Raw genomic sequence first — 12454 nt, forward strand, 5'->3', positions numbered from 1 at the left:
TCCTGTCGTGCTTGGTGTAAAACAACGCATGCGAGGGCGTTGATGATGTGGAGTCGGAGATGACGCAGCCTGCAAAGGTCACAGAACCCTCAATGGAGGAGATTCTGGCCTCGATCCGGCGCATCATTGCCGACGATGAGGCCAAGCCGCCGCCGGCGGATGCTGCCAAGCCCGAGAAAGCTGCCGCCCCCGCCGCGCCACCGAAGCCGCAGGCGATCAACGATATTCCGCCATCCAAGGTCGCGCCGCCCAAACCGGCCGCCGAGAAGCCCGCACCGGCTCCGGCCGCGAAGCCGGCGCCGCCGCCGGCCCACACACCCGAGGCGGATGCGTCCAACAATCAGGACGATATCGACGCGCTGCTGGCGGGCCTGGACACGGCCACGGCTGCGCCGGAAATCCGTGCTCCCGAGCCGGAGCCCGAACCTGAGCCCGACGTGCTGGAATTGACCGACGATATGGCGCTGGCGATGGAGCCGACGCCGCCTCCGCCGCCGCCGAGCTTCCGCAAGGTCGAGCCGCGCGACGATCTCGAATTCGCCGAATCGCCGCCGCCGCGTCCGACGCCGGCATCCTATGCGCCCGCGGACTTCGATGCGCCGCCACTGCCGCCCCAACAGCCGATCCTGGCGCAATCGACGGTCTCCGCGGTCGAATCCGCCTTCAATTCCCTGGCCCACACGGTGCTCAGCAGCAATGCGCGAACGCTGGAGGATCTGGTCAAGGAGATGCTGCGTCCGATGCTGAAATCCTGGCTGGACGACAATTTGCCGGGCCTCGTCGAACGCATCGTGAAGGCCGAAATCGAGCGGGTATCGCGCGGCGGCAGGTAAATCGGGCCGCAGAGCCCTCATAAAGCCCTGCTTGTCCGTGATATTTGGCCTCCCGACCGGACCCGGAAAGCTTTGTTGCCGCCTGGCTTTCCTTTGACCTTTCCGTTGACTTGTCCGTTGACTTGGACCCCGTGCGCGGCTTTCTAACAGCGCCATGATCGAGAAAAATTACCAGCCCGCCGATATCGAAGCCCGCATGTCCGTCGTGTGGGAGGACAGCCTTGCCTTCAAGGCCGGCCGCCCGGACCGTCGCGACGCAGTGCCCTTTACCATCGTGATCCCGCCGCCAAACGTGACGGGCTCGCTGCACATGGGACACGCCCTCAACAACACGCTCCAGGACATCCTGTGCCGCTTCGAGCGCATGCGCGGCCGCGACGTGCTGTGGCAGCCCGGCACCGACCATGCCGGCATCGCCACCCAGATGGTAGTCGAGCGGCAGCTAATGGAGCGCCAGCAGCCCAGCCGTCGCGAAATGGGCCGCGAGAAGTTTCTGGAGCGGGTCTGGCAGTGGAAGGCCGAGAGCGGCGACACCATCATCAACCAGCTCAAGCGGCTCGGCGCCTCCTGCGACTGGTCGCGCGAACGCTTCACCATGGACGAGGGCCTCTCCAAGGCCGTGGTCAAGGTGTTCGTCGAACTGCACCGCGACGGCCTGATCTACAAGGACAAGCGGCTGGTGAATTGGGACACCAAGCTGCTCACCGCGATCTCCGATCTCGAAGTGCAGCAGACCGAGGTCAAGGGCAGCCTCTGGTACCTGCGCTATCCGATCGAGGGCAAGACTTTCAGCCCCGAGGATCCCTCGAGCTTCATCGTCGTTGCCACCACGCGCCCGGAGACCATGCTCGGCGATACCGGCGTCGCCGTGCATCCCGATGACGAGCGCTATCAGAAGCTGGTCGGCAAGAACGTGATCCTGCCGCTGGTCGGCCGCAAGATCCGGATCGTCGCCGACGATTATTCCGATCCGGAGAAGGGCTCGGGCGCGGTCAAGGTGACACCGGCGCACGACTTCAACGATTTCGAGGTCGGCAATCGCCACGGCCTCGCCCGGATCAGTGTCATCGACAAGGAAGGTTGCCTCGATCTCCTCGACAACGAGGATTATCTGCGCGACCTGCCGGAAGGCGCCGCGCAGTTCGCCGAGGAGTTCAACAAGCTCGATCGCTTTGCAGCGCGCAAGCGCATCGTCGAGCGACTGGAATCGTTCGGGTTCGTCGAACGGATCGAGCCCCATACCCACATGGTGCCGCATGGCGACCGCTCCGGCACGGTGATCGAGCCCTATCTGACCGACCAATGGTATGTCGACGCCAAGACGCTGGCGAAACCCGCGATGGCCGCGGTGCGTTCGGGCGAAACCACCTTCGTGCCGAAGAACTGGGAAAAGACCTATTTCGAGTGGATGGAGAACATCCAGCCCTGGTGCATATCGCGCCAGCTCTGGTGGGGCCACCAGATCCCGGCCTGGTACGGTCCCGACGGCAAGGTGTTCGTCGCCGAGACCGAAGAGGAGGCCATCAGTCATGCCCTCGGCTATTACGTCGAGCAGGAAGTCATCACGGTCGAGCAGGGCCGCGAGATGGCGCTCGACCGCAACAAGCGTGACGGCTTCATCACGCGCGACGAGGACGTGCTCGACACCTGGTTCTCCTCGGCGCTGTGGCCATTCTCGACCCTTGGCTGGCCCGCGGACGCGCCGGAGGTGCAGCGCTACTACCCCACCAACGCGCTGGTGACCGGCTTCGACATCATCTTCTTCTGGGTCGCCCGCATGATGATGATGGGGCTGCACTTCATGAAGGAGGTGCCGTTCTCGACGATCTACATCCACGCCCTCGTCCGTGACGAGAAGGGCGCCAAGATGTCGAAGTCGAAGGGCAACGTCATCGATCCGCTCAGCCTGATCGACCAATATGGTGCGGACGCGCTGCGCTTTACGCTGGCCGCGATGGCCGCGCAGGGGCGCGACATCAAGCTCGCCACCAGCCGTGTCGAGGGCTATCGCAATTTCGCGACCAAGCTCTGGAATGCGTCGCGCTTCGCGGAGATGAACCACTGCGCCGTGCCCGAGGGCTTCGAGCCGGCGAAGGCGAAGGAGACGCTGAACCGCTGGATCGCGCATGAGAGCGCACACACCACGCGTGAGGTGACCGAGGCGATCGAGGCCTACCGCTTCAACGACGCCGCCGGCAGCATCTACCGCTTCGTCTGGAACGTCTATTGCGACTGGTATCTTGAGCTCGCAAAACCCGTGCTGCTCGGCCCCGACAGCCCTGCCAAGGCCGAGACCCGCGCCATGGTGGCATGGGCGCGCGACGAGATCCTGAAATTGCTGCACCCCTTCATGCCCTTCATCACCGAGGAGCTGTGGGAGGTGACGGCCAAGCGCGACGGTCTGCTCGCGCTGGCACCGTGGCCGCTGAAGCCGGCCGGGCCCACGCCGGAGCAGCTTGCGATGCTCGCGGCGACGACGGGGCCGACCGATGCGCTCGTCTCGCCGGTTTGGGTGCTGCCGATCTTCGACCATGCCGACTTCACTGATCCCGCGGCCGAGGCCGAGATCGGCTGGGTCATCGACCTTGTAACGCAAATCCGTTCGGTACGCGCCGAGATGAACATTCCGCCGGCGACCCTGACGGCGCTGGTGCTCGCAGGCGCCTCGGCCGAGACGAAGGAACGGGCGCCGCGCTGGAGCGACGTCATCAAGCGCATGGCGCGGCTGTCGGATATCTCTTTCGCCGACCGTGCACCCGACGGCGCGGTCCAGCTCCTGGTGCGCGGCGAGGTTGCCGCGCTGCCGCTGAAGGGCGTGATCGACGTCGCCGCCGAGCGCACGCGTCTCGACAAGGAGATCGGGAAGGCCGATTCCGACATCAAGCGCGCCGAGTCCAAGCTGGCGAACGAGAAATTCGTCGCCAACGCGGCCGAGGAGGTCGTCGAGGAGGAGCGCGAAAAGCGCGAGGCCGCGCTCGCCCGCAAGGCCAAGCTGCTCGAGGCGCTGGAGCGGCTCAAGCAGGCGTCGTAGGGCCTATTTCGGAAACGGCTTGCTGAGGAATTCCGAACCCCTGACGCCATAGCGCCAGGGCAGTTCGACGGCCTTGGTGATGCCGATCCGGATTCCGGCCACGACCTCCAGATCCTCCGTCCGCGCATGCAGCGCGATCGGCGGGCGGTCCAGCGGCAGGGCATTGTGCGCAATGGTGATGCCGAGCGCTTCGGTCAGCTTGCCCGGGCCCGAGCACAACGCGTGCAAATCCTGGAGATGGCGCCGCCGACGCATCGCAGCCAAGCCGTGGGTTGGCTCCAGCGCGCGGATCAGCACGGCGGCGGCCGAGCCTTCCTCCTCGCAGACGAAGTTCACGCACCAGTGGATGCCGTAGGAGCGGTAGACATAGGCAAAGCCGGGCGAGCCGAACATCACCTGGTTCCGCGGCGTTGGCCCTCGATAGGAGTGCGCCGCCGGCTCGGTATGATGATAGGCCTCGACCTCGACGATGATCCCACCGACGCCGTCGACCAGCATGGTCGCGCCGATCAAGTCGGGCGCGACCTCGTGGACGCTGCGTGCGAAAAAGGCACGCTTCAGCGCTTTGCCGAGCCGGGGTGTGGAAGGTTTCGAGACTGGAGCCATTCGAGGTGAGAATCGCCAGAGAACAGAGCAGGATATTGCCCATATCTGCCATGTTCCCTGAAGCGGGGCGAGCCGGGTTGCGATGCCCGGCCAGACCGACTAGGTAGGACTTGGTCAGACCGGACACCCCATGGTCGTTATTGTCGATACCATCTCGAACCCGCTGCGCCCGCGCCACCCCGAAAAGGTGAACCGGCCCGATTCCGCTTCGCCGCCGAAGCCGGACTGGATCCGCGTACGCGCCCCCAACACCCGCGGCTATGCCGACACCCGCAACATCGTGCGCGCCAACGGCCTGCATACGGTGTGCGAGGAGGCGGGCTGCCCGAATATCGGCGAGTGCTGGGACAAGAAGCACGCGACCTTCATGATCATGGGCGACACCTGCACCCGCGCCTGTGCGTTCTGCAACGTCAAGACCGGCATGCCGAACGCGCTTGACGCCGCCGAGCCGCAGAACGTCGGTGAGGCCGTGGCCAAGCTCGGGCTTGCCCATGTCGTCATCACCTCCGTCGACCGCGACGATCTCACGGACGGCGGCGCCGAGCATTTCGCCCAGACCATCCGTGCGATCCGCGCCGCGTGCCCCTCGACCACGATCGAGATCCTCACGCCCGACTTCCTGCGCAAGGAGGGGGCGTTGGAGGTCGTCGTCGCCGCGAAGCCCGACGTGTTCAACCACAATCTCGAGACCGTGCCGTCGTGCTATCTCACGGTGCGGCCGGGCGCGCGCTATTTCCATTCGATACGGCTGCTGCAGCGGGTCAAGGAGCTCGATCCCACCATCTTCACCAAGTCCGGCATCATGGTCGGCCTCGGGGAAGAGCGCCACGAGGTGCAGCAGGTGATGGACGATCTGCGTTCCGCCGACGTCGATTTCCTGACGATCGGGCAATATCTCCAGCCGACCCGCAAGCATCACGCCGTGATGCGCTACGTGCCGCCGGACGAGTTTTCGTCCTACGAGAAGGTGGCCTACACCAAGGGCTTCCTGATGGTATCGGCGAGCCCGCTCACCCGATCGTCGCATCATGCCGGCGAGGATTTTGCCAAACTGAAGGCCGCGCGGGCAGCAAGCGCCCGCTGAATCGCCATGCCCAATTTTTCGAGCAAGCGCCGTGTCGATCACAGCGCGTCCGAGATGTTTGATCTGGTCGCCGACGTCGAGCGATACCCGGAATTCGTGCCGCTCTGCAGCGCTTTGAAGGTCCGACAGCGCATGGCGAAACCCGACGGCACCGAGGTGCTGGTCGCGGACATGACGGTGTCGTTCAAGCTGGTCAGGGAATCCTTCACCAGCCGCGTGACGCTCGACCGCGCCAATTTGAAGATCCTGGTCGAATATCTGCAAGGTCCCTTCAGTAATCTGGAAAACCGTTGGACGTTCGAACCCAAAGGCGAGAGCGTTTGCGATGTCGGCTTCTTCCTCGCCTACGAGTTCAAGAGCCGCATGCTGGCGCTCCTGATGGGCTCGATGTTCGATGCCGCGTTCGCGCGATTTTCCATCGCGTTCGAGAAGCGGGCGGACGCGATCTACGGACGGCGGAAGCTGGCGTCGTCGTAGTGGGGCTCCTGTAGCCCGGATGGAGCGCAGCGTAATCCGGGGCCCTGGATCTGGAGTGGACCCAAAAGTGAGACAAGAAAACCGGGGACAGTTCTCTAAAGGAGAACGGATGCCCAACAAATCCCCCCGTAAGTTCGATCGAGAATTCAAGCTTGAGGCGGTCCGCCGGCTATTTGCGGGCGAGACGGTAAGGGCACTTTCAGACGAGCTGAAGGTGCTGCGCAAAGATCTCTATTCGCGGCGAAAACTGTTCCGGGCGGGCGGGGGCGGAGGCGCTGCGCCCGCTATGCGCGAACCCGGTCGGGCCGCCCACATCACCACAAGACTTGACGCACAGACCCCGGGCGTCAGGACGACACGGTTTTGCCGTACGCTAATGGCAGGTCGTGTGCGCGATGCCTTCGCTCACGGTTTCCCGCTCTGCGAAGCCCTTCGCGCCGATGTGACTAGCGTCCACCGCAGCTCACCCCACGTTTCGTGACGATCGCGATACGCCCCTCTGACCGGGATGAGGTGGCGAAGGAATACGCCAAAGCCAAATTTCGGTAAAGCAGAATATTTTCGTGCGGAAGGATTGACCCACGGTTTAGGTGTTTTGCCCCTCGGGCAGCGCAAGGCCTTGCAGCCCGGATGGAGCGAGGCGTAATCCGGCGCCCGGTATCCCCGGAATGAATCCAGGATTGCGCTTCGCTCCATCCAGGGTACGGGAGTCAGCTCCGCGGCGACCGCGGCGTCCTGCGCTTTACGGCGTGCCGACGCGGCGAGCGTGTCACGCGGGGGCGCAGGCGGGTTACCGCGGCTTCACGGCGGGGCTTGGCCTGGGCCGGGCCGCGGGCGAGATCCATCAGCATGCGCAGCGCCTCGACGACCGAACGCTGACGCACGGCGGTGCGGCCGATGGCGCCAAAGCGATGCTCGCGGTGAACGATGCGTCCGTCGCGTGCGGCGGCGGCGAAATGGACGAGGCCAACCGGCTTGCCAGGCGTGGCGCCGCCGGGGCCGGCAATGCCGGTGATGGCGACCGCAAGATCGACGCCGGCACGCTCCAGCGCGCCGATCGCCATGGCTGTTGCCGTCTCCTTGCTGACGGCGCCGAAATTCGCAAGCGTGCCGGCCTCGACTCCCAGCATCGCGCGCTTTGCGTCGTTGGAATAGGTGACGAAGCCGCGATCGATGACGTCTGACGAACCGGGGATGTCGGTCAGCGCGCCGGCAACCAGGCCGCCGGTGCAGGACTCCGCGGTCGCGATCGTCAGCTTGCGCATCCGGCACAGATCGAGCAGCGAGCGGGAGAGGGCGCGTGCGTCGCCGCCGGCCATGGCCTAGACACTCCAGGGCAAGCGGATGGTGGCGCTCGCGGTGGCCGCGATGCCTTCCTCGCGGCCGGTGAAGCCGAGCCGTTCGCTGGTGGTCGCCTTGACCGCGACGCGGGAGATGTCGACGCCGGAGATCTCGGCGATGCGCGCGCGCATGGTGTCGCGCAAAGGGCCGATCTTCGGCCGCTCGCAGATCATGGTCACCTCGAGATTGGCGATGCGGCCGCCGCGCTGGGTGACGCGCTCGATGGCGTATTTCAAGAACTGGTCGGAGGAGGCGCCCTTCCACTTCGCGTCGCTGGGCGGAAAGTGCGATCCGATGTCGCCGTCGGCGAGCGCGCCGAGGATGGCGTCGACCAGCGCGTGCAGGCCGACATCGCCGTCGGAATGGGCCAGGAAGCCCTTGGTGTGCGGAACGCGCACGCCGCAGATCATGAGATGGTCGCCCTCGCCGAAGGCGTGGACGTCATAGCCCGTGCCGGTCCTGATGTCGCCGAGCAGGCTGGCCAGCCGCGCTTCCTCGCGCACGAAATCCTCGGGAGTGGTGAGCTTCATATTGGCAACATCGCCTTCAAAGGTTGCAACCGTCAATCCCGCCCATTCGGCAATCGCGGCATCGTCGGTGAAATCGGCGCGCCCGTCCTTGGCCGCGCGACGATGCGCTTCAAGGATGACGTCGAAGCGAAAGGATTGCGGCGTCTGCGCAATTCGCAACCGTGCCCGGTCCGGCGTGTCCTCGACATTGCCGTTCTCGCCGGTGACCTTGATGGTGTCAGTGACGGGAACGACGGGGATCGCGGCGCCGGTGCGGCTGGCCGCATCGATCGCGCGGGTGACCACGCCTTCCGAAACGAAGGGGCGCGCGGCGTCGTGGATCAGGACGATGTCGGGCTTGTGCCTGGCGAGCGCTTCGAGACCGGCGAGCACCGAGGCCTGCCGGGTTGCGCCGCCATTGACCGGAGCCTCGTGGCTGAGCCCTGCGACCGCTGCCGTGAACATGGCGCTGTCGTCGGGGTTCACGACCGGCTGAACCGCGAACACGTCCGCATGACCGCTGAAGGCTTCCATGGCGCGATAGATCACCGGCACACCGCCGATCTCGCGATATTGCTTGGGGCCACCGGCGCCTGCGCGCAGGCCGCGTCCGGCCGCGACGAGGACGACTGCGGTGCGCTGTGATTTCGCCATAGGACTCAAATACTCATTTGGTGATGAAGAGAGTCGGGGAGTGGGGTGATTGCCGCATGCCTCTAGCACGGCAGGCCCGCAAAAAAAGGGGGTTTCCCCGGATTGTGGGAAACAGCATTTTGCTGCACTGCACTTGAAATATTTGCAGAACTGTCTAAAGTGTAGGCATGACGCTTGACTGCACAAGAATTGTGCGCAAGATAGATCATGGCAGGCGCGATGAGGCGCTGCCAACGCAACGAGACCCCTGTGACCGGCTCGGCAGTATCTGGCTCTAAGCCATTGAAGATAGGCGATATTGATGTCGCCACCCCGGTCTTCCTGGCGCCGATGTCGGGGGTGACTGACTCGCCCGTCCGCCGGCTGGCCGCGGAGTTGGGGGCCGGTCTGGTGGTGTCCGAAATGACGGCCAGCGACGAACTCGCCAATGGCCATCGGATGTCCCGGTTGCGCTGCGAAGCCACCGGCATCGGCCCGCACGTGGTCCAGCTCGCCGGTTGCGAGACGCATTGGATGGCGGAGGGCGCCCGGATCGCCGAGGCCGACGGCGCCGATATCATCGACATCAACATGGGCTGTCCGGCCCGTCACGTCACCGGCGGCCAGTCCGGTTCCGCCTTGATGCGCGACCTCGACCACGCCGTCAGCCTGATCGAAGCGACGATTGCGGCGGTGAAGGTACCGGTGACGCTGAAGATGCGGCTCGGCTGGGACGATCGTACCCGCAACGCGCCGGAACTGGCGCGACGCGCGCAGGCATCAGGCATCAAGCTCGTCACCGTGCACGGGCGCACCCGCTGCCAATTCTATAAGGGCGAGGCCGATTGGGACGCGATCCGCGCCGTGCGCGACGCCATCTCCATTCCGCTCGTCGTCAATGGCGACATCACCACTTTCGAGAAGGCGCTCGCAGCGTTAGAGGCCTCCGGCGCCGATGCCGTGATGATCGGCCGCGGTGCGCAGGGCCAGCCCTGGCTGCCCGGCCAGATCGGCCGGCGCCTGAAGGGCGGGGCGGCGGAAGCCATGCCGTCGCTCGAGACGCAGCTGCATTATGTGCGCACGCTTTATGAAGGCGTCTGCGCGCTCTACGGCCTGCGCATCGGGCTGCGGCACGCGCGAAAACATCTGGGCTGGGCGCTCGACGTCGCGGCCGATGTGAGCCGTGCGCCGGCCGAGAAGCTGAAATCCTGGCGCCAGAAAATCCTCACCTCGGAGGATCCGCGCCTCGTCCACCGGTCACTGCAAGATGCCTTCGACGACTTCGCATGGAGCGCCGCTGCATGAGCTCAGCCGCTGAACATCGTCGGCCGTTTCCGTCCGACAGCGATGCCATCCTGGATGCACTACCCAATCCCGTGCTCATGATCGGGCCGGACGGCAAGATCGTCGCCGCCAACATCGCAACCGAAGCCTTCTTCGATATCTCGACGCAGTTTTTGAAGCGGCAATCGCTGAAAGAGCTGGTGCCGTTCGGCAGCCCCTTGCTGGCGCTGATCGACCAGGTGCGTTCGTCGAACGCACCTGTCAACGAATACAAGGTCGATCTGGGCACGCCACGCATGGGCGGAGACCGCCAGGTCGATCTGCATGTTGCCCCCGTCACGGAACGGCCCGGCCATATCGTGGTGATGCTCCAGGAGCGCTCCATCGCCGACAAGATGGACCGCCAGCTCACCCATCGCAGCGCCGCGCGCTCGGTGATCGCGCTCGCCGCGATGCTGGCGCATGAAATCAAGAACCCGCTCTCCGGCATCCGCGGCGCGGCTCAGCTCCTGGAGCAGCAGGCCTCCTCGGAAGACCGCATGCTGACGCGGCTGATCTGCGACGAGGCCGATCGTATCGTGACCCTGGTCGACCGCATGGAGGTGTTCGGCGACGAGCGCCCCGTGGTGCGCGGCCCCGTCAACATTCATTCGGTGCTCGATCACGTCAAACGGCTGGCGCAGTCCGGCTTTGCCCGCAACATCCGCTTCGTCGAGGATTACGATCCCTCGCTGCCGCCGGTGCTGGCGAACCAGGACCAGCTCATCCAGGTGTTCCTCAACCTGGTGAAGAACGCCGCCGAAGCGCTGATCGACGTTCCCGACGGCGAAATCCAGCTCACAACCGCATTTCGTCCCGGCGTGCGCCTCTCAGTCCCCGGTCAAAAATCCCGTGTATCCCTGCCGCTCGAATTCTGCGTGAAGGACAACGGACCAGGCGTGCCGGACGATCTTCTGCCCAACCTGTTCGATCCCTTTGTCACCACCAAGCAGACCGGCTCGGGTCTGGGCCTCGCGCTGGTCGCAAAGATCATCGGGGATCACGGGGGCATCATCGAATGCGAATCTCAGCCGCGGAAGACCACCTTCCGCGTGCTGATGCCGATGTATTCCACATCGGTGAAACATGCCGATCAAAGCAGTCGCGACGGCTCTGCCGGGAAGTCGTCGTCTGCGTCACAGGGGGCAAAATGAGGATCAACGATGCCCGCAGGTAGCATTCTCGTTGCTGATGACGACACCGCCATCCGCACGGTTCTCAATCAGGCACTATCGCGCGCCGGCTACGAAGTGCGGCTGACCGGCAATGCCGCGACGCTCTGGCGCTGGGTCAGCCAGGGGGAGGGCGATCTCGTCATCACGGACGTGGTGATGCCCGACGAGAACGCGTTCGACCTGTTGCCGCGGATCAAGAAGATGCGGCCGAATTTGCCTGTTATCGTCATGAGCGCGCAAAACACCTTCATGACGGCGATCCGTGCCTCCGAGCGCGGCGCCTATGAATATCTGCCAAAGCCCTTCGACCTGAAGGAGCTGATCGCCATCGTCGGCCGCGCGCTGGCCGAGCCGAAGGAGCGGGTCTCGACGCCGAACGAGGACGCCGAGATGGAGGCGATCCCGCTGGTCGGCCGCTCGCCGGCGATGCAGGAAATCTATCGCGTGCTGGCGCGCCTGATGCAGACCGACCTCACCGTGATGATCACGGGCGAGTCCGGGACCGGCAAGGAGCTGGTGGCGCGCGCGTTGCACGATTACGGCAAGCGCCGCAACGGCCCGTTCGTCGCGGTCAACATGGCGGCGATCCCGCGCGACCTGATCGAGTCGGAACTGTTCGGCCATGAGCGCGGCGCGTTCACCGGGGCCAACACGCGCGCCTCCGGCCGGTTCGAGCAGGCCGAGGGCGGCACGCTGTTTCTCGATGAGATCGGCGACATGCCGATGGAGGCGCAGACCCGGCTGTTGCGCGTGCTTCAGCAGGGCGAATACACCACGGTCGGCGGCCGCACCCCGATCAAGACCGACGTGCGCATCGTCGCGGCCTCCAACAAGGATCTGCGCGTCCTGATCCAGCAGGGTCTGTTCCGCGAAGATCTGTTCTTCCGCCTCAACGTCGTGCCGCTACGGCTGCCGCCCTTGCGCGAGCGCATCGAGGATCTGCCCGATCTCATTCGTCATTTCTTCGCGCTGGCCGAGAAGGACGGACTGCCGCCGAAGAAGCTCGACACGCTGGCGCTGGAGCGGATGAAGCAGCACCGCTGGCCGGGCAACGTGCGCGAGCTCGAGAACCTCGCCCGTCGGCTCGCGGCGCTCTATCCCCAGGACGTGATCACGGGCTCGGTCATCGACGGCGAACTGGCGCCACCCACGGTCAGCCCGGGTGCCGCGGTCCAGCATGGCGTCGACAATCTCGGCGGCGCTGTGGAAGCGTATCTCTCCTCGCACTTCCAGGGCTTCCCGAACGGCGTACCGCCGCCCGGCCTCTATCACCGCATCCTGAAGGAGATCGAGGTGCCGCTGCTCACCGCCGCGCTCGCCGCCACCCGCGGCAACCAGATTCGTGCGGCCGATCTGCTCGGCCTCAACCGCAACACGCTGCGGAAGAAGATCCGGGATCTCGATATCCAGGTGTATCGGAGCGGGGGCTAGCATCCCCG

10 protein-coding genes are annotated in these 12454 nt (G+C 65.1%); 7 read left to right on the top strand and 3 right to left on the bottom strand.

Features of this window, described 5'->3' with window-relative positions:
* The first annotated feature begins 59 nt into the window (after positions 1–59).
* Both IVB41_RS21735 and IVB41_RS21740 read left to right on the top strand, forming a co-directional pair.
* The gene (locus IVB41_RS21735; protein ID WP_247434643.1) at positions 60–833 is read left to right on the top strand and encodes a PopZ family protein; all 774 of its coding nucleotides are present in this window, start codon (positions 60–62) and stop codon (positions 831–833) included.
* 154 nt (positions 834–987) lie between these two features.
* On the top strand, positions 988–3864 hold the full coding sequence (locus IVB41_RS21740; RefSeq protein ID WP_247434645.1) for a valine--tRNA ligase: 2877 nt from the start codon (positions 988–990) through the stop codon (positions 3862–3864).
* A gap of 3 nt (positions 3865–3867) precedes the next feature.
* Here the strand turns inward: IVB41_RS21740 and IVB41_RS21745 are convergent, their stop codons facing one another.
* Positions 3868–4470 (bottom strand): DNA-3-methyladenine glycosylase, encoded by a 603-nt coding sequence (locus IVB41_RS21745; RefSeq protein WP_247434648.1) that lies wholly within the window; start codon positions 4468–4470, stop codon positions 3868–3870.
* Positions 4471–4600: 130 nt separating this feature from the next.
* Between IVB41_RS21745 and lipA the strand changes: the two genes are divergently transcribed.
* Both lipA and IVB41_RS21755 read left to right on the top strand, forming a co-directional pair.
* Positions 4601–5557, top strand: a complete 957-nt coding sequence (gene lipA, locus IVB41_RS21750) for a lipoyl synthase (RefSeq protein WP_007591147.1) — start codon at positions 4601–4603, stop codon at positions 5555–5557.
* Positions 5558–5563: 6 nt separating this feature from the next.
* The gene (locus IVB41_RS21755) at positions 5564–6034 is read left to right on the top strand and encodes a type II toxin-antitoxin system RatA family toxin (protein WP_007591145.1); all 471 of its coding nucleotides are present in this window, start codon (positions 5564–5566) and stop codon (positions 6032–6034) included.
* Positions 6035–6744: 710 nt separating this feature from the next.
* Here the strand turns inward: IVB41_RS21755 and IVB41_RS21760 are convergent.
* A complete protein-coding gene (locus tag IVB41_RS21760; RefSeq protein ID WP_247434654.1) occupies positions 6745–7353 on the bottom strand; it encodes a CinA family protein in 609 nt (202 codons plus the stop codon).
* Positions 7354–7356: 3 nt separating this feature from the next.
* Entirely contained in the window at positions 7357–8538 is a 1182-nt protein-coding gene (locus tag IVB41_RS21765; RefSeq protein WP_247434657.1) for a bifunctional 2-C-methyl-D-erythritol 4-phosphate cytidylyltransferase/2-C-methyl-D-erythritol 2,4-cyclodiphosphate synthase, read from the bottom strand.
* 282 nt (positions 8539–8820) lie between these two features.
* On the opposite strand from IVB41_RS21765, the gene dusB reads away from it, so the two are divergent.
* Genes dusB through ntrC form a run of 3 tightly spaced genes read left to right on the top strand, consistent with a single transcriptional unit; the run spans position 8821 to position 12446 of the window.
* The gene (gene dusB / locus IVB41_RS21770; protein WP_247434896.1) at positions 8821–9822 is read left to right on the top strand and encodes a tRNA dihydrouridine synthase DusB; all 1002 of its coding nucleotides are present in this window, start codon (positions 8821–8823) and stop codon (positions 9820–9822) included.
* Positions 9819–10994, top strand: coding sequence for a nitrogen regulation protein NR(II) (locus tag IVB41_RS21775; RefSeq protein ID WP_027566920.1), 1176 nt, complete (start codon positions 9819–9821; stop codon positions 10992–10994). The genes dusB and IVB41_RS21775 overlap by 4 nt, the downstream gene beginning before the upstream one ends.
* A gap of 9 nt (positions 10995–11003) precedes the next feature.
* A complete protein-coding gene (gene ntrC / locus IVB41_RS21780; protein WP_007610301.1) occupies positions 11004–12446 on the top strand; it encodes a nitrogen regulation protein NR(I) in 1443 nt (480 codons plus the stop codon).
* Positions 12447–12454: the final 8 nt, after the last annotated feature.

The organism is Bradyrhizobium sp. 44, assembly GCF_023073095.1.
GTDB lineage: Bacteria > Pseudomonadota > Alphaproteobacteria > Rhizobiales > Xanthobacteraceae > Bradyrhizobium.